The organism is Actinomadura hibisca NBRC 15177, assembly GCF_001552635.1.
Lineage (GTDB): Bacteria > Actinomycetota > Actinomycetes > Streptosporangiales > Streptosporangiaceae > Spirillospora > Spirillospora hibisca.
The window spans coordinates 24466-49447 of record NZ_BCRO01000022.1 but is presented as its reverse complement, the minus strand read 5'-3'; the positions used below and the strand labels follow the sequence as shown (position 1 = coordinate 49447).

Annotated in this window: 23 protein-coding genes; 11 read left to right on the top strand and 12 right to left on the bottom strand. The window is 72.1% G+C overall.

What is annotated here, in order from left to right; translation table 11 throughout:
- Positions 1 to 136: 136 nt before the first annotated feature.
- From AH6_RS10785 to AH6_RS10760, 6 genes are all read left to right on the top strand, one after another.
- Positions 137 to 814, top strand: a complete 678-nt coding sequence (locus tag AH6_RS10785; RefSeq protein WP_067477715.1) for a hypothetical protein — start codon at positions 137 to 139, stop codon at positions 812 to 814.
- A gap of 287 nt (positions 815 to 1101) precedes the next feature.
- The gene (locus tag AH6_RS10780; RefSeq protein ID WP_067477712.1) at positions 1102 to 2379 is read left to right on the top strand and encodes a sensor domain-containing diguanylate cyclase; all 1278 of its coding nucleotides are present in this window, start codon (positions 1102 to 1104) and stop codon (positions 2377 to 2379) included.
- Between the two features lie 95 nt (positions 2380 to 2474).
- Positions 2475 to 4139 carry an energy-dependent translational throttle protein EttA gene (gene ettA, locus AH6_RS10775; protein ID WP_067477709.1) on the top strand — a complete coding sequence of 555 codons (1665 nt, stop codon included), beginning with the start codon at positions 2475 to 2477 and terminating at the stop codon, positions 4137 to 4139.
- A gap of 193 nt (positions 4140 to 4332) precedes the next feature.
- Complete coding sequence (locus AH6_RS10770; protein WP_067477706.1) at positions 4333 to 4770, top strand: acyl-CoA thioesterase; 438 nt, start codon at positions 4333 to 4335, stop codon at positions 4768 to 4770.
- Between the two features lie 101 nt (positions 4771 to 4871).
- Entirely contained in the window at positions 4872 to 5093 is a 222-nt protein-coding gene (locus AH6_RS10765; RefSeq protein ID WP_067477703.1) for a hypothetical protein, read from the top strand.
- Between the two features lie 189 nt (positions 5094 to 5282).
- Positions 5283 to 6692 carry a S28 family serine protease gene (locus AH6_RS10760; RefSeq protein ID WP_067477700.1) on the top strand — a complete coding sequence of 470 codons (1410 nt, stop codon included), beginning with the start codon at positions 5283 to 5285 and terminating at the stop codon, positions 6690 to 6692.
- A 63-nt stretch (positions 6693 to 6755) separates the two neighbouring features.
- Here the strand turns inward: AH6_RS10760 and AH6_RS10755 are convergent, their stop codons facing one another.
- The 4 genes from AH6_RS10755 to AH6_RS10740 all read right to left on the bottom strand — a co-directional run bounded on the left by AH6_RS10755 (position 6756) and on the right by AH6_RS10740 (position 10632).
- A complete protein-coding gene (locus tag AH6_RS10755; protein ID WP_067477697.1) occupies positions 6756 to 8312 on the bottom strand; it encodes a glycoside hydrolase family 13 protein in 1557 nt (518 codons plus the stop codon).
- A 35-nt stretch (positions 8313 to 8347) separates the two neighbouring features.
- Positions 8348 to 8740: a globin gene (locus AH6_RS10750; RefSeq protein WP_067477694.1), complete on the bottom strand. Its 393-nt coding sequence runs from the start codon at positions 8738 to 8740 to the stop codon at positions 8348 to 8350.
- A gap of 79 nt (positions 8741 to 8819) precedes the next feature.
- Positions 8820 to 9818 (bottom strand): mechanosensitive ion channel family protein, encoded by a 999-nt coding sequence (locus AH6_RS10745; RefSeq protein ID WP_067477691.1) that lies wholly within the window; start codon positions 9816 to 9818, stop codon positions 8820 to 8822.
- A 427-nt stretch (positions 9819 to 10245) separates the two neighbouring features.
- Positions 10246 to 10632, bottom strand: a complete 387-nt coding sequence (locus tag AH6_RS10740) for a hypothetical protein (RefSeq protein ID WP_245679260.1) — start codon at positions 10630 to 10632, stop codon at positions 10246 to 10248.
- 502 nt (positions 10633 to 11134) lie between these two features.
- Here AH6_RS10740 and AH6_RS10735 point away from each other — a divergent pair.
- On the top strand, positions 11135 to 12793 hold the full coding sequence (locus tag AH6_RS10735) for an NsdA family TPR-like regulatory protein (RefSeq protein WP_169807831.1): 1659 nt from the start codon (positions 11135 to 11137) through the stop codon (positions 12791 to 12793).
- A gap of 7 nt (positions 12794 to 12800) precedes the next feature.
- A complete protein-coding gene (locus tag AH6_RS10730; RefSeq protein WP_083982585.1) occupies positions 12801 to 13448 on the top strand; it encodes a GNAT family N-acetyltransferase in 648 nt (215 codons plus the stop codon).
- 151 nt (positions 13449 to 13599) lie between these two features.
- Here the strand turns inward: AH6_RS10730 and AH6_RS10725 are convergent, their stop codons facing one another.
- The 3 genes from AH6_RS10725 to AH6_RS10715 all read right to left on the bottom strand — a co-directional run bounded on the left by AH6_RS10725 (position 13600) and on the right by AH6_RS10715 (position 17518).
- Positions 13600 to 14367 (bottom strand): class I SAM-dependent methyltransferase, encoded by a 768-nt coding sequence (locus AH6_RS10725; RefSeq protein WP_067477688.1) that lies wholly within the window; start codon positions 14365 to 14367, stop codon positions 13600 to 13602.
- A gap of 76 nt (positions 14368 to 14443) precedes the next feature.
- A complete protein-coding gene (locus tag AH6_RS10720) occupies positions 14444 to 16516 on the bottom strand; it encodes a prolyl oligopeptidase family serine peptidase (RefSeq protein ID WP_067477685.1) in 2073 nt (690 codons plus the stop codon).
- Between the two features lie 54 nt (positions 16517 to 16570).
- The gene (locus AH6_RS10715; protein WP_067477682.1) at positions 16571 to 17518 is read right to left on the bottom strand and encodes an SCO4651 family lipoprotein; all 948 of its coding nucleotides are present in this window, start codon (positions 17516 to 17518) and stop codon (positions 16571 to 16573) included.
- A 162-nt stretch (positions 17519 to 17680) separates the two neighbouring features.
- Here AH6_RS10715 and AH6_RS10710 point away from each other — a divergent pair, with 162 nt between their 5' ends.
- From AH6_RS10710 to AH6_RS10700, 3 genes are all read left to right on the top strand, one after another.
- Positions 17681 to 18106, top strand: a complete 426-nt coding sequence (locus AH6_RS10710) for a DUF11 domain-containing protein (RefSeq protein ID WP_067477679.1) — start codon at positions 17681 to 17683, stop codon at positions 18104 to 18106.
- Positions 18107 to 18363: 257 nt separating this feature from the next.
- A complete protein-coding gene (locus AH6_RS10705; RefSeq protein WP_067477677.1) occupies positions 18364 to 18873 on the top strand; it encodes an HNH endonuclease in 510 nt (169 codons plus the stop codon).
- Positions 18874 to 18905: 32 nt separating this feature from the next.
- The gene (locus AH6_RS10700) at positions 18906 to 19127 is read left to right on the top strand and encodes an FmdB family zinc ribbon protein (protein ID WP_067477674.1); all 222 of its coding nucleotides are present in this window, start codon (positions 18906 to 18908) and stop codon (positions 19125 to 19127) included.
- Here the strand turns inward: AH6_RS10700 and AH6_RS10695 are convergent.
- The 5 genes from AH6_RS10695 to tal all read right to left on the bottom strand — a co-directional run bounded on the left by AH6_RS10695 (position 19124) and on the right by tal (position 24835).
- The gene (locus AH6_RS10695) at positions 19124 to 19471 is read right to left on the bottom strand and encodes a DUF1330 domain-containing protein (RefSeq protein WP_067477671.1); all 348 of its coding nucleotides are present in this window, start codon (positions 19469 to 19471) and stop codon (positions 19124 to 19126) included. The genes AH6_RS10700 and AH6_RS10695 overlap by 4 nt on opposite strands.
- A 104-nt stretch (positions 19472 to 19575) precedes the next feature.
- The gene (gene ilvD / locus AH6_RS10690; protein ID WP_067477668.1) at positions 19576 to 21432 is read right to left on the bottom strand and encodes a dihydroxy-acid dehydratase; all 1857 of its coding nucleotides are present in this window, start codon (positions 21430 to 21432) and stop codon (positions 19576 to 19578) included.
- A gap of 241 nt (positions 21433 to 21673) precedes the next feature.
- Positions 21674 to 22960: an adenosylhomocysteinase gene (locus tag AH6_RS10685; protein ID WP_067477665.1), complete on the bottom strand. Its 1287-nt coding sequence runs from the start codon at positions 22958 to 22960 to the stop codon at positions 21674 to 21676.
- Between the two features lie 40 nt (positions 22961 to 23000).
- Positions 23001 to 23705: an HAD family hydrolase gene (locus AH6_RS10680; protein WP_067477662.1), complete on the bottom strand. Its 705-nt coding sequence runs from the start codon at positions 23703 to 23705 to the stop codon at positions 23001 to 23003.
- 32 nt (positions 23706 to 23737) lie between these two features.
- Positions 23738 to 24835, bottom strand: a complete 1098-nt coding sequence (gene tal, locus AH6_RS10675) for a transaldolase (protein ID WP_067477659.1) — start codon at positions 24833 to 24835, stop codon at positions 23738 to 23740.
- Positions 24836 to 24982 lie beyond the last annotated feature (147 nt).

The following is a 24982-nucleotide window of genomic DNA, read 5'->3' as shown; positions in this document are numbered from 1 at the left end:
GGGGGAGAAATGCCCTTGAAGCTGGGTATGGGGCGGAGCGGAAGCGGAAAGGGGAGGGTGGGGACAGGGATCGCTGACCCAACGGGAGCACGTCGGGTCTGTTCGGAGAGTAAAAACGAGCGTACTCTCAGTAGTCATGAACCAAGATTGGGTCACCATCACCCTCTTCTCGGCCGCGATCCTCGTGACCGTGACCTTCGCCGTTCGGATGATCAAGGCGGAGGTGGCCGGGCTGCGCGGGGAGACGGCGGCCGCCGTCGACGGGCTGCGCGCGGAGGGCAACGCGGCCTACGAGGGGTTCCGGGCGGAGATGAAGGCCGGGCTCGGCGGGGTACGTGCCGAACTGCACGCCAGTGCCGACGGGCTGCGCCGCGAGGTCCAGGCCGACGCCGAGGGGCAGCGCCGTGAAGCCCTGGCCCGTCTCGACGGGTTGCGCGAGCAGTTCCGGGACGGTGGCGACGGGTTGCGCGGGCAGGTCCGCGCTGATGTGGAGGTGTTGCGCGAGCAGGTCCAGGCCAACGCCGAGTCGCTGCGCGAGCAGGTCGGAATCAACGCCCAAGCGCACCGGGAGCAGGTCCAGGCCGCCACCGAGTGGCTGCGCGAGCGGATCGACGGCACCGCCGAGTCGCTGCGCGTCGAGATGCGCGCGCATCTCCAGGTGGTGCGGACCGAGTCCACGCGCCGGTCCGCCGGGCCGGGCGAGCGTCCGCAGCGGGTGGAGACCCGGGCGGAGACCCGGGCGGAGACCCTCGACCGGGAGGCCCGTGCACTGCCCGCCAAGGTCATGGACGGGCAGCGGCCCTCCCGATCCTGATCCGCCCCGGGTCTCACGGGTGGGAGGCGCCGACGGCAACGACGGGCCGACGGCTCGTGCTACCGGACGACGCCCCCGCGCCGTCGGGGTTGCGGCCGCGTCAGGCCCAAGAAACGCCGCGCATGGTGTCTTCCCCCTCGGTTGTGCTGCGGACCGCGATTTCGCAGGTCCTGGTGCGGATGGCCGGTTCGACCACCCACCGTGCGTTATCGAAGGTACCGGTTTCCGGCCCGCTCCGCACACGTTGCAACTATCGTGTTACACAACGTGAAACATAGGGGGGAAGGATGACGGCAGTGCAGTCGTCCGCCGAGGACCGGGGCGGGGAACTGGCTCCGGAGCCCCGGCACAGCACGGCTCGTGGACGTCCGTCACTCCTGGCGGTCTACGTGCCGGCGGTCGCCGGACTGCACCTGATCCTGACGCTCGCGGGCCTGGTGCGCACCGAGTTCCGGCTGAATGATCTACTCATTTTTGCCGCGCTGGTGGCGTGTGGCGCGGTCTGCATTGAAGCTTCGCGGCGGCTCGGCATGCCGCCGGGGGTGGCGCGCGACCTGCTGTCGGCCTGGTGGCTGCCCGCCGCGCTGCTGCTGCCGCCGCTGTACGCGCTGCTGATCCCGATCCCGCTGCAACTGCTCCTGCAGTTCCGCGTCCGCCGCACCCTGCTCTACCGGCGGGTGGTGGTGACCTCGGCGCTCGGCCTGGCCGGGGCCGCCACCTCGGCGGTGTTCCACCTGGTGGTGCCCGAGCCGCTGGCGGGCACGCCCGCCTGGGTGGTGGACGGCTACCCGGGCATCCCGGTCGCGGTCGGCTGCGCGGCGCTGTTCACCGTGATCAACATGGTGCTGGTCGCGGTCGCCGCGCACGCCGCCGACCCCGACGCCCGCTGGCGCGCGGTGTTGTGGAACCGCGAGAGCCTGCTGCTGGACGTGGTGGAGCTGTGCGTCGGCATGCTGGTGGCGATCACCTGCGCGCTGTCGCCCGCCCTGCTGTTGCTGGCGCTGCCCCCGGTGGTGCTGCTCCAGCGCAGCCTGATGCACCAGCAGCTCCAGGCCGCCGCCCGCACCGACGCCAAGACCGGCCTGCTGAACGCCGCCGCCTGGCAGCGCGAGGCCGACACCGAGCTGTCGCGCTCCCAGCGCACCCACGACCCGCTGGCCGTGCTGCTGATCGACATCGACCACTTCAAGAAGGTCAACGACACCTACGGGCACCTGGTGGGCGACCAGGTGCTGGTCGGGGTGGCCAGCACGCTCTGCGGCCAGCTGCGCGACTACGACGTGGTCGGCCGGTTCGGCGGCGAGGAGTTCGTGGTGCTGCTGCCGGGCGCCGACACCGTGGAGGCGTGCCGGGTCGCCGAGCGCCTGCGCGGCCGGGTGCGCCGGCTGGCGGTGCCCACCGAGGAGGGCTCGGTCGGGGTGACGATCTCGGTCGGCGTCTCGTTGTTCCGGATGCACGGGGAGGACCTGATCGAACTGCTGGCCGCCGCCGACCTGGCGCTGTACCGGGCCAAGCAGTCCGGCCGCGACCGCGTCTGCCTCCCGGCCATCGAGAAGACCGGCTAGCCGGCGGGCCGGCCGGCCACCCGGCCGATCACCCGGTCGGCGGGCCGCCGGAAAGGACGGCGAACTACTGCCCGACACCCCCTAGGCTTGACTCCATGGCCGAGTACATCTACACGATGCAGCGTGTGCGCAAGGCACATGGCGACAAGGTCGTCCTCGACGACGTCACCTTGCACTTCCTGCCCGGAGCGAAGATCGGCGTTCTGGGCCCCAACGGGACTGGCAAGTCCACGCTGCTGCGCATGATGGCCGGTCTTGAGCAGCCGTCCAACGGCGACGCGCGGCTGATGCCGGGCTTCACGGTCGGCATGTTGCAGCAGGAGCCCCCGCTGAACGAGGACAAGACCGTCCTCGGCAACGTGGAGGAGGGCGTCGCCGAGACCAAGGCGATGCTCGACCGGTTCAACGCCATCGCCGAGGAGATGGCGACCGACTACACCGACGAGCTCATGGCGGAGATGGGCAAGCTGCAGGAGCAGCTCGACCACCGCAACGCCTGGGACCTCGACAGCCAGCTCGAACAGGCCATGGACGCGCTGCGCTGCCCGCCGCCGGACGCCGACGTGACCAAGCTGTCGGGTGGCGAGCGCCGCCGCGTCGCGCTGTGCAAGCTGCTGCTGGAGGCGCCCGACCTGCTGCTGCTGGACGAGCCCACCAACCACCTGGACGCCGAGAGCGTGCAGTGGCTGGAGCAGTTCCTCGCCAAGTACGAGGGCACCGTCCTCGCCGTCACCCACGACCGGTACTTCCTGGACAACGTGGCGACCTGGATCCTGGAGCTGGACCGCGGCCGTTGCCACCCCTACGAGGGCAACTACTCCACCTACCTGGAGAAGAAGGCCGAGCGCCTGAAGGTCGAGGGCAACAAGGACGCCAAGCGCAAGAAGCGCCTGGAGGACGAGCTGGAGTGGGTCCGTTCCAACCCCAAGGCCCGCCAGACCAAGTCCAAGGCCCGCCTCCAGCGCTACGAGGAGATGGCGGCCGAGGCGGCCAAGACCCGCAAGCTCGACTTCGAGGAGATCCAGATCCCGCCGGGCCCGCGCCTGGGCAACACGGTGATCGTGGCCGACCACCTCACCAAGGGCTTCGGCGACCGGCTGCTGATGGACGACCTGTCGTTCAACCTGCCGCCCAACGGCATCGTCGGCGTCATCGGCCCCAACGGCGTCGGCAAGACCACGCTGTTCCGCATGATCGTCGGTGAGGAGACGCCGGACTCCGGCGCGCTGCGCATCGGCGAGACCGTGCAGATCTCCTACGTCGACCAGGGCCGCGGCAACATCGACCCGAAGAAGAACGTGTGGGAGGTCGTCTCCGACGGGCTGGACCACATCAAGGTCGGCCAGGTCGAGATGCCCTCGCGCGCCTACATCGCGGCGTTCGGCTTCAAGGGCCCCGACCAGCAGAAGGCCGCGGGCGTGTTGTCGGGCGGCGAGCGCAACCGGCTGAACCTCGCGATGACCCTCAAGCAGGGCGGCAACGTGCTGCTGCTGGACGAGCCCACCAACGACCTGGACACCGAGACCCTGTCCAGCCTGGAGAACGCGCTGCTGGAGTTCCCCGGCTGCGCCGTGATCACCTCGCACGACCGGTGGTTCCTGGACCGCATCGCCACCCACATCCTGGCGTGGGAGGAGGGCTCGAACTGGTTCTGGTTCGAGGGCAACTTCGCCGACTACGAGAAGAACAAGATCGAGCGCCTGGGGGCCGACGCGGCGCGCCCGCACCGCGTCACCCACCGTCGCCTCACCCGCGACTGACGCCCGCACCGCGAGACACCGAGCGACGCCGCGTCCCCGCCGGGGACGCGGCGTCGCCGTGTGCACGGGGCCTGCCGCCGTCCCACGCCGGGGGGCGGGCCGGTGAAGGCCGAGGCGGGCGGCGGCCCCCGGATCTTCGGCGGGTAGCATCGGCCCGACCCCGCGCGCACGCCACCGATCCCCAGGCGAGGACATGCAGCAGAACGAGCTTCCCCCGGCCGACTTCCGGCACGTCTACGAGTTCAGCATCCGCTTCGGCGACATCGACTCGCAGGGCCACGTGAACAACGTCAAGTTCCTCGGCTACCTGGAGGACGCGCGGCTGGAGATGCTGCACGGCGACCCGGTGCGCAAGGGGGAGCAGCCGGTGCGCGGCATGGTGATCGCCCGGCACGAGATCGACTACAGGCGGCCGCTGCTGCCCACCGTCTACCCGATCCGGGTGGAGACCTGGGTGACCGAGGCGCGCGCCGCGTCGTTCAAGCTGGCCTACGAGGTGCGCGACGACGAGCAGGTGTTCGCGACCGCGACCTCGACGCTGGTGGCCTTCGACGTGGAGAACAACCGGCTGCGGCGCTTCACGCCGCACGAGCGCGAGTTCATCGGGCGGTACCTGGCCCCGAAGGAGTAAGAGTCGCCGCCGGTCCGGCGCGGCGAATCGGCACGACCAGGGGTAACGATCATTTGTTACGGGAAGTTTCCAGTAAGAACTTCTCCCCTCCGAGGTCGATCATGTCCCCCTATCTCGCCGCATGGATCTTCTGGATCCTGATGTTCCTCGCCATCGAGCTGCCCGCTGTCGTCAACCGGCGACCCGGCGACACCCTCTCCGAACTGGTCTGGCGCGTCTTCGCCGTGCGCGGCAAGCCGGTCGGCTGGCAGTTGCGCCGCCTCGCCCTGGGGCTCGGCCTGGCCTGGCTGGTCGCCCACCTGGCGACCGGCGGCGCCGTCTGACGCCCGGTCCGGCGGCGCTGCCCGACGAACCGCCTCACGGTGCCGTCCGGACGGCCCGGACGGCGGCGCGCGGCGGTCGCCGGGCCGTCACGGGTCCATAACAAGCGTGTCCGAGATCCGCTTTCGACCCGATATTCCCTTTATGGTGCGGCTGCTGATCACGAATCTCCGCACGCTGAAAGGGGCTCCATGCCGCGCTTCTCACAAGGAACGGCCGCCCTGCTCCTGACCGCCGGCCTGGCCGGCGGCGCCCTCACCGCCCCCGCCCACGCCGCCCCCGCGCCGTCCACCGACATCGCGGCCCGGCTGAAGGCGATCCCCGGCATGAAGGTGGAGGAGAAGCCCTCCACGCTGCCCGGCCAGCGCTGGTTCTGGCTCACCTACAAGCAGCCCGTGGACCACCGAAACCCCCGCGGCCAGTGGTTCGAGCAGCGCGTGATGCTCCAGCACAAGGACGCGGCCAAGCCGATGGTGCTCTACACCAGCGGCTACGACACCCCCGAGACGATGTTCACCTCGGAGCCGACCGCCCTGCTGGACGCCAACCAGATCTCGGTCGAGTACCGCTACTTCACCCCGTCCCGCCCGGTGCCCACCGACTGGACCAAGGACACCATCTGGCAGGCGGCCACCGACGAGCACCGCCTGATCGGCCGGCTGAAGCAGATCTACGGCAAGAAGTGGATCTCCACCGGCGCGAGCAAGGGCGGCATGACCGCCGTCTACCACAAGCGCTTCTACCCGAGTGACGTGGACGGCACCGTCGCCTACGTCGCCCCCAACAACGTCGACGACCGCGAGGACAGCGCCTACGACCGCTTCTTCGCGACCGTCGGCACCGACCCCAAGTGCCGCGCGCAGCTCAAGAGCGTCGCCCGCGAGTTCCTCAAGCGCCGCCCGGCCATGCTCAAGCGCTTCCAGACCGAGGCCACCGCCAACGGCTGGACGTTCAAGCTCCTGAGGAACATCGACCGCGCGTTCGAGAACTCGGTCATGGACTACGAGTGGGGCTTCTGGCAGTACAACCTGCAGAGCAGCTGCGACACCGTCCCGTCGGTGAAGGACTCCGACGACGTGCTCTACAAGAGCCTCAACGACGTCGCCGGCCTGTCGTTCTACACCGACCAGGGCCTCTCGCCGTACATCCCGTACTACTACCAGGCGGGGTACCAGCTCGGCGCCCCGAACCCCCAGTTCAGGAACCTGCGCCCGTACGTGCGGTACGAGCACACCTACAACAACGCCCGCGCCTACCTGCCGCGCTCCATCCCGGTGCGCTGGGACGGCGGCAAGGCGATGCGCGACGTCGACAGCTGGGTGCGCAACCACGGCAGCCGGATGTTGTTCGTCTACGGCGGCAACGACCCGTGGCGCGCCGAGCCGTTCCGCCTCGGGCGGGGCAGCCGTGACTCGGCCGTCTACGTCGCCCCCGGCCAGAACCACAGCGGCCGCCTGATCGCCAAGCTGCCGGACGCCGAGCGCGCCAAGGCGACCGCCGACCTGCTGCGCTGGGCGAACGTCGCTCCGGGCGTGCGCGCGGCGTCGGACGTGCCCCAGGCCGACGACCCGCTGCTGCTCCAGGGCCGCCGCCCGCTGTAGTCCCTCCCACGGAACGTGCGCCCGTCCCCGGCAGGGGGCGGGCGCACGTCGCGTTCGCGCCGGTCAGACCTTCAGCCAGACCGCCGCGTTGCCGGGCAGCAGGTCCCCGTACAGCGGGACGCTCGTCAGCAGCGGCCGTCCCTTCGGCAGCCGGACCGGGTTCTCCCCGAAGTTCACCGCGCAGACCAGGTCACCGCGCCCGTACACCACCATCGTCCCCGACGACTCCAGCCACTCCAGCTCGTCGGGCAGCTCCGGGAGCAGCTCGCGCCGCAGTTCCAGGGCCATCCGGTAGAACGACAACATCGACGTCGGGTCGGACTTCTGTTCCTCCACCGACAGGGAGGCCCAGCGCTCCGGCTGGGGCAACCACGGCCGCGTCCCCTCGCGTCCGAACCCGTACGGCTCGCTCTTGCCCGACCACGGCAGCGGCACCCGGCACCCGTCCCGGCCCTTCTCCGCGCCCTCGCTGCGGAACCAGACCGGGTCGCGCCGCGCGTCGTCGGGCAGGTCGGTCACCTCCGGCAACCCCAGCTCCTCGCCCTGGTACAGGTACGCCGACCCCGGCAGCGCCAGCAGGAACAGCAGCGCCGCGCGCGCCCGCGCGTAGCCGACGCCCGGCAGGTCGCCGGACTGCTCGTACCGGGTCAGGTGCCGCACCGAGTCGTGGCTGGACAACACCCACGTCGGCGCGGACCCGGTCGGCGCGACGGCCGCCAGCGCCGCCGTCACCACGTCCCGGAACGCCGGGGCCGACCACGGCGCGAGCTGGAGGTCGAACTGGAACACCTGGTGCAGCTCGTCGGGCCGCAGGTACTGGGCCAGCTCCTCGGGGCCGTCGGTCCACACCTCGCCGATCGCCATCCGGTCGCCGGGGTAGGAGTCCAGGATGCGCCGCCAGTCGCGGTACACCTCGTGCACCTCGGGCCGCGAGTAGATCGGGCCGTTCACCACCCGCCGGCCCCGGTCGCCGAGGTCGGTGAACGACTCGTCCTTGAACAGGCCCGCCGCCACGTCGATGCGGAACCCGTCCACGCCGCGGTCCAGCCAGAACCGCACGATGGACTCGAACTCCGCGCGAACCTCGGGGTTGCGCCAGTTCAGGTCGGGCTGCTCGGACGCGTACAGGTGCAGGTACCACTGCCCGTCCGGCAACCGCGTCCAGGCCGGACCGCCGAACGCCGACGGCCAGTCGTTGGGCGGCCGGTCGCCGGGGGAGTCGCGGAAGATGTAGCGCTCGCGCGCGGGCGAGCCCGGCGGGGAGGCCAGCGCCTCCTGGAACCAGGCGTGCTGGTCGGAGGTGTGGTTGGGGACGATGTCCACGATCAGCCGCAGGCCCTGCTCGTGCGCGGCGGCGACCAGCGCGTCGAAGTCGTCCAGCGTGCCGAAGCGCGGGTCGACGTCGCGGTAGTCGGCCACGTCGTAGCCGCCGTCGGCCAGCGGCGAGCGGTAGAACGGCGTCAGCCACAGCGCGTCGACCCCGAGGTCGCGCAGGTGGCCCAGCCGTGCGGTGATGCCCTTCAGATCGCCGTCGCCGTCCCCGTCGGAGTCGGCGAAACTGCGGACGTAGACCTCGTAGACCACGGCATTGCGCCACCAGGGGGAGGGGGTTCGCGTCATACCGGGCGATCTACCCGCTGAGGCGGGCGGGTCACCTAGGAGGAGGGCGTGTTCACCATGCTGCGCGCGGCCATGGTGAAGTAGTCCCACATCATCTTGTCGAGCTGCTCGGGCAGCGCGATCTCGTCCAGCGCGTCGCGCATGTGCTTCAGCCAGGCGTCGCGCCCGGCCTCGTCGACCACGAACGGCGCGTGCCGCATGCGCAGCCGGGGGTGGCCGCGCTCCCGGCTGTAGGTGTTGGGGCCGCCCCAGTACTGGATGAGGAACAGCCGCAGCCGGTCCTCGGCGGGGCCGAGGTCCTCCTCCGGATAGAGGGGACGGAGCAGGGGGTCGTCCGCGACGCCCTGGTAGAAGCGGTGCACCAGGCGGCGGAAGGTCTCCTCGCCGCCGACCGCCTCGTAGAAGGTGACCTGTTCCTGTTGCGCCATAACGATCTCCACCCTACGTGACCCGGACGCGGCCCCGCAGCGAAGCGGGCAAGCGATCTTCTCGGTGCGGCCCGGACGGTCAGGCGGTAGCGGGGGTCGCGACCGAGACGCCCGCCTCGTCGAAGGCCCGCTTCACCCGCTCGCGCAGCTCGCGCGCCACGTCGCCCTGCCGGCCCGGCGCGGTCTTGAGCACCACCCGGATCACCAGCGCCTCGGCGGCCAGCGACTGCACGCCCCACACCGACGGCTCCTCCAGGATCACCTCGTCCCACTTGGGGTCGGCGGCCAGCCCGTCGGCGGCCACCTTGAGGATCTCCTTGACCTTCTCCACGTCCTCGCCGATGTCGACCGGGATGTCCAGCACCGCGCGGCCCCAGTTCTGGGACTCGTTGCCGACCTTCTTGATCTCGCCGTTGGGCACGTACCAGACCACGCCGTCGACGTCGCGCATCCGGGTGACCCGCAGCGTGACCGCCTCCACGGTGCCCTTGGCGGTGCCGACGTCGATGAAGTCGCCCACCCCGTACTGGTCCTCCAGCAGCATGAACAGCCCGGCCAGGAAGTCCTTGACGATGTTCTGCGCGCCGAAGCCGACCGCGACGCCGATCACGCTGGCGCTGGCCAGGATGGGGGCCAGGTTCAGGCCCAGCGAGCCCAGGATGCTGAACGCCGCCGTGCCCATGATCACGATGGAGGCGATGCTGTTGAGCACCGAGCCCAGCGTGCGGGCGCGCTGGGCGCGCCGCTGGTTGAGCAGCGCCGGGCTGCCGTCGAAGACGGTGCGGCTGCGCTCGCGGACCCGCTCGGACATGGTGCCCTCGGCCATCCGCAACGTCACCTTGGTGATCATCCGGTGCGCGACGTTGCGCAGCACCAGCGCGATCACGAACGTGATGACGATCCACAACGTGGTGTTAAGCGGCCCGTCCAGCCAGGTCCGGAAGAACCGGGTGAAGTCGGCGCTGTGCGAGATGTTCCACGCCAGCCGGCAGGCGATGCTCGGCTCGTCCGGCTTGCAGAACTCCTCGGCCGATCCCTGCTGGGACCAGAAGCCCAGCGTCTCGACGATCGCTGACATAGGGGCAGACCCTCCCCGGCCGGTTGTGGTGTCTCGTCACATCGCCGTGGACCTGCGGCGCTACGAGCCCGATCGTAGGGGACGGTGACGACCGGTTCGTACTGCGCCGGGCGGTGTGGCGGAACCCGGCCGGGGAGGGACTGGTCTGGCGTCGTGCCGGGCGGGGCCCGCTGCCCACGGGCCCGCCCCGGCGGCGGCCTGCGCTGGCCGCCTCGATCCGGTCGCGGTGACGATCGCTCCGGTCACCCTGCGTGCTCGCCCGGAATGCTCCGTGATCGCCCGTCGTGCTCCGGCCCGGTGCGCGCACGAACCGAGGTTCGTACGCGCACCGGGCCGCCCGTGCACGCATCGGGCGGACGAACGCGTCCCGCCGGTTCCGCGGCCGCCGCGCCGTGTCCGGCCGCGGGCCCGCGGGACGCGCCCGGTTCTAGGAGCGGCCGGGCGGCCACTCGGGGACCGGTCGCGGGCCACCGGCGCCGAGGCCCTGCGCCTCGACGCCCACCGCCGCGGTGGCGCGCGTCTCGCAGCACTGCTCCCGCCGGAGCGGCTGCAGGACGTGCGCCAGTTTCACCGCGGCGCCGCCCGGATCGTCCACCCGATGCATGCGCTCCCCCCAGGACCACCAGTAGTAGTGATCGTGCGTCTCGGGCGCCGGTGCGCACGTCACGTCCTCGGCCAGGCTCGCGGCCTCCGGGTTGACCACCCGGAGGAAGGCCGGGCCCGACCGCGTCCGCACCACGCGGGCCACCAGCCCGCGGGTGTCGAGTTCGTGCTCCAGCTCCTCGAGGTAGCCGACGCGTCTGTCGCTGACCACCTGCGCACCCCCTCCGTCGTTCGTGCTCCGAGGACCGTTACCGACGTTCTCCCGTGCGTCCCCCCGCCCGCGGGCGGGGCTCCCGTGCGCCCGCCGTGCGGCGGGGTGTGCGCGCCGGCCCGCCGTCCAAGATCGAACTGTGCGGAACGGTCCGGTCGCTCGCGGTGACCCGCGGCGGGCGGGAGCGGACACACCGTGAGAGTTGCAACTCTTAGGGTGAGGGGTCAAGGGGGCCCGGCGGGGCCCGGTACGGGTTTTCCCCACCCCGGAAGAGGCTCCTTCTCCCGCGGAGGATAAATCTCTACCCGAGTGCAGGAGGATGCACCCGGTGCGCCCGCCTTTCGCGGGAAAGTCTGGCCGTGCCCCCGAAAGGAGCGTTACGCTCTGTGCGCGAGAGATTATTTGTCGTGGCCAACCAGGAAACCGGTCGCCGCGGCCGCGACGACCTGCCCCGATGATAGGGGAGGGGTCGTCCGGACCGGCGGTGAGGAGGCCGGAAACGATGTCGGACCCCCCTCGTAAGGAAACGGACATCGCGCGCCGGATACGTGCGCATGGCCTGGCGCGAGGGCGTTGCCCCGCGGAGATCGCGGCCGAGATCCACGATCAGTGCGGGCCGCTCTTCGGCACCAGCCGGGTCAAGGCGCACCGCCTGTCGCACGGTGTCGCGCTGTCCGACATCGTGGCCCAGGTCCGGGCCCTGTTCGAGGTCGACGGCAAGCCGGCCCCCAAGCTCGGCGAGACGTTGTTGTCGGCCTACGAGAGCGGCTACAAGCGTCCCGGGCCGGAGTACCTGCACTACCTCTGCGCCGTCTACCGGGTGGAGCCCGACGAGCTCGGGTACCAGAGCCCCTGCATCTGCGGCCGCGGGCACGCGGTCCCCCCGGGCGCCGGCACGACCTCCCCGCGGGGCGGGCCGGCGCGGCACGCGCACGAGGAACCCGACGCGCTCGTCGGGGCGGTCGTCCCCGCCATGGACGACCGGCGTTTGATCACCGTCAGTGAATCACGGGGGCTTGACCGCGCCGACGGCCCCCTTTCCATGGATGTGGGAGAGGAGGACATCGTGCTTCGTAGGACCCTTCTGCAACTGCTGGCCGGAGCGGGCGTGGCGCTCGACGGTCAGTTCCTGGGGGCCGTGGACAACCTTCGGCGCAAGATGGACGACACGCTGGTCAGCGCGACCGTCTCGCCGACCATGCTCGACCAGTGGGAGGAGACGACGCTCGGCTACGGCCAGCAGTACCAGGCGACCCCGTCGCTCCGGATGTTGTGCGACGTGCTGCTGGACTTCAGCGAGGTGCGCCGCATGTGCGACAAGCGGCAGCCGGTCGAGCTCCAGGAACGGTTGTGCCGGATCGCGGCCCAGCTGTCCGGGCTGTCCGGCCTGATCATGATCAACCTGGGCGACCACCGGCTGGCCCGGTCGTTCTTCCGCACCGCGCGCACGGCCGCCGACGAGACGGCCGACCGCAAGCTGCGGGCGTGGGTGACGGTGCGCGAGGCGCTGGTGCCCATGTACTACGGCGACCCGCGCGAGGCGCTGCACCTGGCCCGCAAGGCCCAGGACCTGGCCGGCCGCACCCCCAGCGTGGCGGCCGCGATGGCCCCGGCGGTGGAGGCGCGCGCGCTCGGCCTGCTGGCGATGCGCGGCCGCGGCGACGCCGCGCCCAGCGCCCGCCGCGCCCTGGTGCGCGGCAGGTCGGTGTTCGACCAGCTGTCCAAGGACGAGACCGGTGACCTGGCCTTCGGGTTCACCGACCGGCAGATGACCTTCTATGAGGGCGACACCTTCACCAACCTGGGCGACCACCAGCACGGCGACGAGGTGCTGAGCCAGGCGCTCACCCTCTACGCCCCGACCGACCGGGTGGACCTCACCCTGGTCCGGCTCGACCGCGCGTTCTGCCGGTTGCACGCCGGGCACCCCCAGTCCGCGCTCGACGTCGGCCAGGAGGCCATCCTGGAGCTGCCCCCCGAGCACCGCTCCGACATCCTGGTGCACCGGGCGCGGCAGATCGGCGCGGCGGTCAAGACCAAGCACGGCGAGATCCCCGGCCTGAAGGAGTTCTACGAGGCGCTGGCGGGGCCGCACGTGCAGAGCCCCACCTCACCACCACCGGTGCCCCGGCCGTCGATCCCCCCGGCCGAGCAGGTCTGACGGCCCGATGGACCCCCGTGACGGCGCCCCCCGGCACCCCGAGGGGCAGACGCCCCCTGCCCGAACGCCCCAGGCCCACGGCCGGCCCTCGCCCGTCCGGCTCCAGCGGGAACCCCCCGCCTGGGCCCTGGGCGACCTGCGGCTGCGGCGCTACCGCACCCCCGACCACGCCACCGTCCTCGCCCTCCACCAGGAGGGGCTCGCCCAGGTGGGGCTGCGCCCCGGCGACGGCGTCTACTACGACCACGACTTCTTCCGGATGGAGGAGATCTATCTCCGCAACGACGGCGAGTTCCTCGTCGGCGAGCTCGGCGGCGAGATCGTCGCCATGGGCGGCCTGCGCCGCGCCGACCTGGTCCCCGGAGGCCGCGCCAGGGCCTTCGGTGGCTACACGCCCGGCGACCAGCGGCTGGAGGTGGCCGAGATGGTGCGGCTGAGGGTCCGCCCCGACGTGCAGCGCCGCGGCTACGGCGCGGGCATCGTGCAGGCCCTGGAGGAACGTGCCAGGGAGTTCGGCTACCGCGTGCTGCGCGGCGACACCACTGAGTTCCAGGGCCCGGCGCTGGCGCTGTACCGCTCGTTCGGCTGGCGCGAGATCCGGCGCGAACCGATCGGCGGCATCGTCAACATCTACATCGAGAAACGCCTGTGCTGAACCGGTCGTCCGGCCGGTCCCCGAGCCGCGAGGCGGAGGACCGGCCGGACGACCGGCGGGCGTCGAACGCTGAGCCCCATCCGTGCCCGTCCGCTCGTCGGGGGCCGGGCACGGGTGGAGTCCAGCGCTGCGCGGTGGTGACGGGCGGGGTTCAGCGCTGCGCGGCGGTGACCTGCATCAGCGGGAAGCGCCGGTGCCGCACCCGCGTGAACCCGCGGTCGCGCAGGGCGGCGGTGACCTCGCGGTCGCCGAACATCGTGACCCCCGCGACACGGCCGAACGCCTCGGTGGCCAGCCGGGAGACCGGCAGCCGAGGGCGGCGGGTGGTGAGGATCATCAGCTGCCCGCCGGGGCGCAGGACGCGGGCCATCGAGTCCACCGCCGCCCACGGGTCGTCGAACAGGTAGAGGGCGCCGAAGCAGCACACCGCGTCGAAGACCCCGTCCCTGAAGGGCAGGTCCACCGCGTCGCCGCGCACGTACTCGACGGTGGGCTCGGCGGTGTCGGCGACGGCGCGCGCGAGCATGGTGGCCGAGGCGTCCAGCCCGACGACCAGGCCGTCGTCGGAGACCCCGGCCGCCAGGGCGCGCGTCACGTTGCCGGGGCCGCACGCCACGTCCAGCACGGTCGCGGCGGGCTTGTCGGCGTCGCCGGGCGCGGCGAGGCCCAGCCACTCGCGGGCGAGCGCCTGCTCGGCGGCGGTGTCGGGGCCGAACGGCCAGCCCTTGGCGAGGTTGAAGCCGACCGGCCGCCACACGCGCTCGTAGATCTGCGGCAGCAGGGTGGAGCGCATCGCGTGCTGGGCGAGCGTGGGAGCCGGTTCGGCCGTGGGCCCGAGCAGGTCGAGGTAGCCGGACGGGCGGTCGGCGTCGCGGGGCGGCCGCCGCAGCAGCCCGGTCAGGCGGTCAGGCCGCGTCATGGCGCTCACCCCTCTATTCGACCATTCGTCAATACGGTTCGCGGCCCGCTCGGGCCCGGTGTGACCGAGGGCACGCCTACTCCAGGGGCAGGCCGGTCTGTGCGGCGAGGAAGGACAGTGTGTCGGTCATCAGGTTCACCGAGCGCGACACCGAGCGTGACGAGTGCCCCACCTCCGTCTCGTTGCGCAGCAGGATCGGCGCGTCCGACGACGTCGCGTACTGGAGCGCCGCGCACATCTTGCGGGCGTGCAGCGGGTCCACCCGCGAGTCGCTGTCGAAGATGGTGAACAGCGTCGCCGGGTAGGCCACGCCCAGCTCGACGTGGTGGTAGGGCGAGTAGGCGCGCAGCCACTCGAACTCCTCCGCGTCGGTCACCGTGCCGTACTCGTCGGTCCACACCTGGCCCAGGCCGAAGTGCTCGTAGCGCAGCATGTCCAGCAGCGGCGCCGAGCAGATCACCGCCTTGTACAGGTCGGGCCGCTGCGTCAGGGCCGCGCCCACCAGCAGGCCGCCGTTGGAGCCGCCGGAGATGGCGAGCCGGTCGCTGGTGGTCAGGCCGTCGGCGATGAGCTTCTCGGCGGCGGAGTGGAAGTCGTCGAAGACGTTCTGCTTGCGCTCGCGCATGCCCGCGCGGTGCCAGTCCTCGCCCTCTTCCGAGCCGCCGCGCAGGTTGGCGATCGCGTAGACGCCGCCCGCCTCGACCCAGGCGAGGATGCCCGCCGAGTAGGCGGGGGTGAGCGAGATGTTGAAGCCGCCGTAGCCGTACAGGATCGCCGGGCGCGGGCCGGTGGAGCCGGGACGGGAGATCACCAGCATCCGCACGGTGGTGCCGTCGTAGGAGGTGTAGGCGACCTGGCGGGCGTCGAGGTCGGGGACCTCGACGGTGCCGGGCGCCTGCGCCCACACGCTGGTCTCGCCGGTGCGCGCGTCGTAGCGCAGCACCGACGACGGCGTGGTGTTGTCGGTGTAGCCGAACCACGCCTCGTGGCCGCCCTCGGGGCGCTCCACCAGGCCGCCGATCGAGCCGAGGCCCGGCACCGGGACCTCGCCGATCCGCTCGCCGGTCGCCAGGTCGTGCACGGTGATCTCGCTGATCGCGTGCCGGGTCCAGCCGGCCAGCAGGACGGGGCGGTCCAGGTCGTCCAGGATCGCGAAGTCCGACAACACGGCCTCGGGGTCCTCGGGGATCAGGTCGCGCCACTCGGCGGGGTCGGCCGGGTCGGCCACGCAGAGCCGCGAGCGGGGCGCGTCGCGGTCGGTGAAGACGTAGGCGCGGCCGTCGCGGCCCACGTACAGGCCGGTGGAGGCGTCCACGCCCACCTGCACGGCCTTCAGTTCGGGCCGCTCGGGGGAGGACGCCGCGAGGTCGGCGATCCACAGGTCGTTGCGGGGCGCGGTGCCCTGGGAGGCGGTGATGGTGAGCCAGCGGCCGTCGCGGCTCACCCCGGCGCCGTAGTAGTCGGTCTTGTCGCGGCCCTCGCCGAACACCAGCACGTCGTCGGCGTCGGGGTCGGTGCCGACGCGGTGCAGGAACACGCGCCGGTGGTACTGCGACTCGCCCTCGGGCACCTGGTCGGCGGGCAGGCGGCGGGCGTAGTAGTACGCCTCACCGCCGGGCAGCCACGCCACCGACGACTCGCGGCTGCGGTCGATCGGCCCCTCGACGCGCTCGCCGGACGCCACGTCCAGGACGTACAGCAGCGCCTCCTCGTCGCCGCCGTGCGACACCTTGTAGGCCAGCCGCCGCCCCTCCTTGTCGGGGTACCAGGCGTCCAGCGTGGTGGTGCCCTCGGGGTCCAGGGCCACCGGGTCGAGCAGCGCCCGCTCGCCGCCGTCCGGATCCACGGTGTACAGCACCGGGTGCTCCTGGTCGGCCGAGCGGCGGGTGAAGAACCGCCGCCCGCCGCGCCAGACCGGCGTGCCGACGCTGCCCGCCGCCAGCAGCTCGCCCAGCCGCTTGCGCAGCCGCTCGCGGCCCGGCAGCGCGTCCACGACCTCGTGGAACAGGTCGTCCTCGGCGGCCAGCCAGACGCGGGTGCCCGGGTCGTCGCGGTTCTCCAGCCACCGGTAGGGGTCGTCGGTCGGGTGGCCGTGCAGGTCCTCGGTGATGTCCTCGCGCGGGGCGGGCGGGTACGACGGTCGGTTCATGTGCTGAACCCTATTCAGCCCCCGCGCCCACCCGCGGGACCGCCACGACGGGCGTCACGGCATCTTCGGCATGTCCGGCATCTCGGTGACCTGGCCCGGCGGCGGCACGGTGAGGGCCGCCTTGCCCCAGTCGGAGTAGGTCAGCTCCATCTTCTGCGCCTGCGCCCCGCCCACCACCTCGGTGGCCTGCTTCAGCGGGCGGCCCGAGCCGTCCAGCCAGAAGTCGGTGGTGGCGGTGGAGCCCCGCACCGCCTTGAGCATGTTGGCGCGCAGCTTCTCCAGGTCGGCGTCGCTCAGGTTGGCGGCCTTGTCGGCCTTCGCCTTGGTGGCGGCGTCCAGGCCGGGGACCTGGGCGAGCTGCCCGGCGGTGTCGGCCAGGTACTTGCGCAGGTCCACCTTCTGGATGGCCCGGGTCATGTCGACGGCGACGGTGTAGCGGGTGGCGTCCACGCCGCCGACCTTCTCCGGCCGGGCGCCGGTGAGGCGGCCGCCGGCGTCGGCGGTGAGCTGCTGCTGTTGGGGGTCGACGGAGTTCTTCATCGTCGAGCCCATCACCATGAAGATCTTGGCGAGCGGGTTCTTGGAGTCGGCGCCGACGCGGGCCCAGGGCTTGCCCGGCTCGATCTCGTCACCGTCGATCCGCAGGTAGAAGGCGTCCTTGAGCAGGAGCATCTGCACGCGCCCGGTCTTGCCGTCCTTGGCGGGGGCGTCCACGGTCATGTCGTACTCGGGCCGCCCGGCGGCGGTGCCGATGACCATGTTGATCTGCACCTTCTCGCCGCGCGAGACACCGCCGCCGGTGACCCTGACGGTCTTGTCGGCGGCGAGTTGCTTGGCGACCGCGCCGCTGACCTCGGCCAGCGTCAGCGTCCGGGCGGGGGACGGGGAGGCCGGGGCGGAGCCCTTCCCGGCCTTGCCGCCGGCGTCCTCGGCCTCCGGGCCGCAGGCCGACAATGACACGGCGAGCGCGCAGGCGGCCGTAAGGGTGGTGATGGTGCGCACTGGGCAACTTTCTCTGTCTCGGGGGGAGTTCGTGACCGAAGGGTCATCGGAACACAGACGTGTGGCATGCCTGCCCGGTTGTCACGTGTGGCGAGATGAACGCGCCGGGGTTGTTCGGTAGAAGGGCATGGTCATCCGGCTCTTCCAAACGGGGGTTGAAGTATGAAGAGCATCCTCACCGGGCGCGCGCGCCTGCTCGCCGGCGCGGTGGCGCTCGCCGCGCCGCTGTCGGCGACGGCGCTGCCGGCGCACGCGGCCGCCAAGGTCGATTTCCTCTACTCGGCGCCGGAGATCTCCGCCGAGGGCGACAGCGTCACCTGGGACTGGACGGTCCGCAACAGCGGCGGCGAGGCCGTCGACAAGGTCGTGCTGGTTCACCGGCTGACGCCGCAGCTGAAGGTCACCTCGGTCAGCGCGCCGTGCAAGGTGCTGGCGACCTCCGTCCGCTGCGACTACGGCAGGCTGGCGACGGCGGGCCGCAAGAAGGGCACGCTGGTCGCCGCGATCCCGGCCACGACCTCGGGCAGCGTGCAGATCACCGGGCGGGTCACCTGGCAGCGGGCGGACGCCGCGGACGCCGACGACTGATCCGGCGGGCCCCCGGCGGCACGCGGGCGCACGGTCTCCGGGGGCCCGGCACGTTCGATCCGCACCGCTTGTGGGGACGAATGGGGTAGCGAACGACCCTCCCCAGAGGTCACTATTATTCCGGGTCGCTTCGCCCCTGGGGAGGTCCTCATGGTGGGTGCACAGGTGCCGGAGACAATAATCGGGCCTCGGCTGGAGGCGCGCCCGAGCGCGCCCGCCGAGGCCAACGCAGGACGCAGCCCGGCGGAGGCCGCCTGATGCGCCAGGTCCTCCTCCTCAACGCCACGTACGAACCCCTGACGACCCTGTCCCTGCGCCGCGCGGTCTGCCTGGTGCTGCGCGAGAAGGCGGAGATCGTCCACTACGACTCGGCCGGTGCGGTGCTGCACTCGGCGACCATGGCGGTCGAGGTCCCCTCGGTGATCCGGCTCCGCCGCTACGTCAAGATCCCCTTCCGCACCCGGGTGCCGCTGACCCGGACCGCGCTGATGCGCCGCGACAACCACCGCTGCGTCTACTGCGGCCGCCGCGCCGAGACCATCGACCACGTGCTGCCGCGCAGCCGCGGCGGCCAGCACGTCTGGGAGAACTGCGTCGCCTCCTGCACCACCTGCAACCACCGCAAGGCCGACCGGCTGCTGGAGGAGCTGGGCTGGACGCTGGAGATCACCCCGGGCGTGCCGCGCGGCGCGCACTGGCGGCTGATCGGCATCGTGCACGACGGCGACCCGCAGTGGGCCCCCTACGTGACCGAGCCGGCCGCCTGACGGGCCCGCCGCCGGGGACCTATCCTGGGCGGGTGCCACGCTATGACTACCGCTGCCGCGCCTGCGGATCGACGTTCGAGGTGTCCCGCCCGATGAGCGAGGCGTCCGCGCCCGCCGCCTGCCCCGAGGGGCACGCCGACACCGTCAAGCTGCTGTCCACGGTCGCCGTGACGGGCTCGGCCCGCGGCGGCGCCCCGGCCCCGCCGCCGTCGGGTGGGGGCGGGGGCTGCTGCGGGGGCGGCTGCTGCGGCTAGGCGTCCCGCATCGCCCGCATCCTCGCCGCCGTCGCGCGGGGGTCGTAGCCGTCCCCGACGCCCTCGCAGATCCAGAGGGTGCCGGGAATGTTGCGGGTGCGCAGCGGGAGGATCTCCTGGTAGGCGTCCGAGGCGTACCAGGCGCGGACGGCTGCCTTGTCAGGGAACTCAAGCATGACCAGGGCGCCCTCGAACTCGCCCTCCACGTCCTCGACCTCGCTGCCGTGCACCAGGAACCGGCCGCCGAAGGGATCCATGGTGGCCTGGATGCGCTCGATGTAGTCCAGGACCTCGTCGTTGGGCAGCGCGGTGGGACGAAGGTGGGCCATGGCGTAGGCGGTCATCGGTTCCTCCTGGTTGAGACGGGGTTTTCCGTCCGACAGGTAAGAAGCTATGACCCGGCGGGGAAGGCGGGCCATTACCCGAGGGGTAACCGCCCGCCCCCACCTCACAGCCCGTCGATCTGGCCGACGTCGCGGGCGGCGCCGGTGGAGGCCGAGGTCGCCATCGCCGCGTAGGCGCGCAGCGCCGCGCTCACCGGGCGGTGCCGGTCGCGCGGGCGGTAGCCGCCGAGGTCGGCCAGCAGCTTCTCGCGGCGGATCTCCAGCTCGTCGGCCGGGACGTCCAGCTCCAGCACGCGGTTCGGGATGTCGATCACGATCGGGTCGCCGTTCTCGACCAGCGCGATGACGCCGCCGCCGGCCGCCTCGGGGGAGGCGTGGCCGATCGACAGGCCCGAGGTGCCGCCGGAGAAGCGGCCGTCGGTGATCAGGGCGCACGCCTTGCCGAGGCCGCGGCCCTTCAGGAAGCTGGTCGGGTAGAGCATCTCCTGCATGCCGGGGCCGCCCCGGGGGCCCTCGTAGCGGATGACGACCACGTCACCGGCCTTGACCTTGCCGCCCAGGATGCCCTCGACCGCGTCGTCCTGGCTCTCGAAGACCACGGCGGGGCCGGAGAAGGTCCACAGCTCCTCCTCGACGCCCGCGGTCTTCACGATCGCGCCGTCGGGGGCGATGTTGCCGCGCAGCACCGCCAGGCCGCCGTCGGCGGTGTAGGCGTGCTCGGCCGAGCGGATGCAGCCGTTCTCGCGGTCGAGGTCCAGCTCCTCCCAGCGGGCCGACTGGCTGAACGCCGAGGTGGAGCGGACGCCGCCGGGCGCGGCGTGCCACATCTCCAGGGCCTCGGGCAGCACGTTGGGGGAGGTCGGGTCCCAGCGGTCGACCAGCTCGTCCAGCGAGGCCGAGTGGATCGAGTGCGCCGCCGAGTGCAGCAGCCCGGCGCGGTTCAGCTCGCCCAGCAGGGCCGGGATGCCGCCCGCGCGGTGGCAGTCCTCGACGTGGTACTTGGCGGTGGCCGGGGCCAGCTTGCAGACGCACGGGACGCGCCGCGACAGGGCGTCGATCTCGTCCAGGCCGAAGTCGACGCCGCCCTCCACGGCCGCCGCCAGCAGGTGCAGGATCGTGTTGGTGGAGCCGCCCATCGCGATGTCCAGGACCATGGCGTTCTCGAACGCGTCCTTGGTGGCGATGTTGAGCGGCAGGACCGAGTCGTCGTCCTGCTCGTAGTAGCGGCGCGCGATGTCCAGGACGGTGCGGCCCGCGTCCTCGTACAGCTTGCGGCGCGCGGTGTGGGTGGCGAGCACGGTGCCGTTGCCGGGCAGGGCCAGGCCGATCGCCTCGGTGAGGCAGTTCATGGAGTTGGCGGTGAACATGCCCGAGCACGACCCGCAGGTCGGGCAGGCGCTCTCCTCCATCTCCAGCAGCTTGGCGTCGCTGACCGAGTCGTCGGCCGAGGCGATCATCGGGTCGATCAGGTCGAGCTTGTGGCCGTTCATGACGCCCTCGACGGGCTTGCCCGCCTCCATCGGGCCGCCGGAGACGAAGACGGTGGGGATGTTGAGGCGCAGCGCGGCCAGCAACATGCCCGGCGTGATCTTGTCGCAGTTGGAGACGCAGACCAGGGCGTCGGCCTGGTGGGCGTTGACCATGTACTCGACGGCGTCGGCGATCAGCTCGCGGGAGGGCAGCGAGTAGAGCATGCCCTCGTGGCCCATGGCGATGCCGTCGTCCACCGCGATCGTGTTGAACTCGCGGGGGACGCCGCCGGCCTCCTTCACCGCGGCCGCGACGACGTCGCCGACCTCGCGCAGGTGCACGTGGCCGGGCACGAACTGGGTGAAGCTGTTGGCCACCGCCACGATCGGCTTGCCGAAGTCCTCCCGCGCGACGCCGCTGGCGCGCATGAGCGCGCGGGCGCCGGCCATGTTCCTGCCGTGGGTGACCGTCCGTGACCTGAGCGGGGGCATTGTGACCTCTCCAACCTGTGACGTGCTGTGTCGTCGATCGTATGACCGCGGCCGCACCGGTCGGGGCGGTCAGGCGATCGCACTTGTTGATCATGTGCAGCGGCGGGTCGCGCGGCGCTGCGGCCGGCTCGCAGAGGTCGTGCCGGGGGCCGGCGGCGTGCTCCGATGCTACCAACGGGCGCAAAGGACCGCCGGGCGCGACGCCCGGCGGGGCGGGAAAGGGGCCGGTGGGGCGCGGTTCTCAGGGGTTCCCGGCCCGCCGGGCGGTGCGGTCGTACTCCTCGTCGGATTCGCCGCTCACCTGCCTGACGTAGCGTTCCTGCTCGGCGGTGGCATGATCGATGCCGATCCCCATGGCCGCCAGCTTGTCCGCGGTGATGCGCCGCTCCAGCTCGGCGGGCAGCGTGTGGACGCCGGGGCCGAGGCTCGCGGCGTGCCGGACCAGGTACTGCACGCCGGTGAGCTGGAGGGCGAAGCTGAGGTCCATCAGCTCCGGCGGATGGCCCGCGGCGGCCGAGGTGTTGACCGCGCCGCCGCCCGCCATGAGGTAGCGGCGGCCCGCCGCCGGGTCGCGGTACTCCTCGATCATCGGGGCGAGCCGGTGCGGGCCCGACGCCGTCGCGGCGAGTTCGGCGACGTCGAACTCCTGGTCGGAGTGCCCGGCGTTGGCGAGGTAGACGCCGTCCTTCATCCGCGCCAGGTGCTCCCGGGTGACGGCGCGTACCGTGCCCGTGGCGGTGACGAAGACGTCGCCGACGCCCGCCGCGTCGGCCATCGGCATGACGCGGTACCCCGACAGGGCCGCCTCCAGCGCGCGCAGGGGATCGACCTCGGTCACCACCACGTCCGCGCCGAGGGCGCGGGCCCGTTCGGCCACCCCGCGGCCGCAGTGCCCGTAGCCGACGACCACCACGCAGGCCCCGGGCAGCGCCACGTTCGCGGTGCGCATGACGGCGTCCAGGGTGCTCTGGCCGGTGCCGAAGCGGTTGTCGAAGATCTGCTTGAGCGGCGTGCCGTCGTCGGCCATGACGGGGAACCGCAACCGGCCCCGGGCCGCGAAGCTGCGCATGCGCCGCACGCCGGTGAGGGTGTGCACGGACGCCGCCCGGACGCCGGGCAGCCTGTCGCGGTGGTCGCTGTGCAGCGGGCCCAGCAGGCCGTCGGCCTCGTCGATGATCAGGTGCGGGCCGTGCTCCAGCGCCGCGTGCCGCGCCTCCGCCGGGTCCGTCGCGCCGGGAGCGCCCTCGGCGAGCACACGGATCCCCTGGCGGCTGAGCCACCCGGCGACGGCGGGGTCGGTGGCGGCGGGGCGGGTGCCGCAGACGACCAGGTCGGCTCCGGCCTCGCGCAACGCCACCAGCGTGGACGCGGTGGTGGCGATGAGGTGGACGCAGGCCGACACGCGCCATCCCTCCAGGGGCCGTTCCCGGGCCCAGCGCGCCGCGATGGCCTGGACGAGGGGCATGCGCGCGCCCGTCCAGCGCAGTACCGCCTCCACGTCCTCGGCCGGGATCGTACCTGGCTTCATCGCACCTCCTGGGGCGTCGGTTTCGTTGGGGCGGCCGGTCTCAGCTCAGGGCGCGGTCGAAGAACCGGCGCGCCGCCGGGGCGTCCATCGACGTGGCCCTGTGGTCGCACCGTTTCTGCCGGAGCGCTTCCGCGTGGACGTGCAGGACGGTGAGTCCGGCGGCCTGGGCCGAGCGCAGGCCGCTGTCGGAGTCCTCCACCGCCAGGCACCGTTCGGGGCGGACGCCGATGCGCGCGCACGCCGCCAGGTAGGTGTCGGGGCAGGGCTTGGAACGGATGGTCCGGACGTCGCCGTTGCGGGAGCGGCCCAGGCGGTCGAGCGGATCGCCCGCGCAGACCACGGCGCCGAAGGACGCCGCCAGTCCGGCCAGATCCAGCGAACGTTCGGTGACCTCGCGCGGAGCCGAGGTGGCCACCGCCAGCGGCACCTTGCCGCGCAGCCGGTCCAGGACGTCCGTGACGCCGGGCATGGGGTCCAGCGCGTCGAGCCGTCCGAGCACCGAGTCCTTGAGCCGGGCGGCGGACTGGTCGGCGAGTTCGGGCAGGCCGAGATGTCCGGTCAGCTTCGCGGCGGAGTCGCGGTGGTTGAGGCCGGTCATCTCCTTCAGGAGGCCCTCGTCGATCGGCGTCTCCGGGCGGTGTCGGCTCGTCAGGTCCTGGTAGAGCTTCCGGCGGGCCCTCGCCCAGATGGGCTCGGTGTCCACGAGGGTTCCGTCGCAGTCGAACACGACGCCCAGTACGTGCAATGCGGGCCCTCCCGTGCGCAGGGTCGTGGGCGCTACAGCGTTTCGCCCACCGTTCGGTGCAGTTCCTGCCAGTCGTCGACGAAGCCTTCGATGCCCTGGTCCTGGAGGTCGCGCACGGCCTTGTCATAGGAGAAGCCGAGTTCGGCCAGCTCCCGGAAGAGGTCGTGCGCGGCGGCGTACTCCTCGTCCACCGGCCCGCTGAGCGGGCCGCAGTGGTCGGCGACCGCCTCCAGCGTGGCGGCGGGCATGGTGTTGATGGTGCCGGGGATCGCCAGGTCGGTGACGTAGCGGGTGTCGGGGTAGCGGTCGTCCTTGGTGGCGGTGGAGGCCCACAGCAGACGCTGGGGGCGCGCGCCACGGTCGGCGAGGGCCCGCCAGCGCGGGGCGTCCAGGGACCGCCGGTGGATCTGGTGGCCGAGGCGGGCGTTGGCGATGGCGGCCTGGCCGCGCAGCCGTTCGGCCTTGCGCTCGTCCGCGCCGTCGAGGAAGTCGTCGACCAGGCCGTCCAGGCGCGAGATGTAGAAAGAAGCGACCGAGGCGACCTGGGAGGCGTCGATCCCGGCGGCGACGGCGCGCTCCAGGCCGCCCAGGTAGGCGTCCACGACCTGCTCGTACCGGTCCAGCGAGATGATCACGGTGGCGTTGACGCTGATGCCGCGGGCGACGAGTTCGGTGATGGCTGGCAGGCCCTCGGCGGTCGCGGGGACCTTCAACATCACGTTGGGCCGGCCGACCAGCCAGTGCAGCAGCCGGGCCTCGGCGACGGTGCGGGCGGTGTCGCGGGCGTAGCGGGGGTCGACCTCCAGCGAGACCCAGCCGTCGCGGCCGCCGGTGCGGCGGTGGACCGGTTCCAGCAGGTCGGCCGCCTCGCGCACGTCGATGGCGGTCAGCATCCGCACGGCGTCGGCGGTGGTCGCCCCGACGCCGGCCAGCAGCCGCAACCGGTCCTGGTAGTCGTCGCCCGAGGTCAGCGCCGCGTTGAAGATCGACGGATTGGTCGTGACGCCGGTGACGTGGTAGTCCGCGATCAGCTCGGCCAGCCGTCCCGACTCCAGCCGGTCCCGGCCCAGGTCGTCCAGGTAGAGCGAGACCCCGCGCTCGGCCAGGCGCCCGGTATTGCGGTTGGCCATTCGATTCGCTCCCTCTGCCGTTTCGCGGATCCGACCGTTCCTTGCGCTCCATCCTTCCCTCGGCGGCATTTTCAACAACAACGCTTACTGGTTGTAAAGTCGTTTCCGCAAAAGTGACGGCGAACTTACCCCGATGGACCTTGTCGC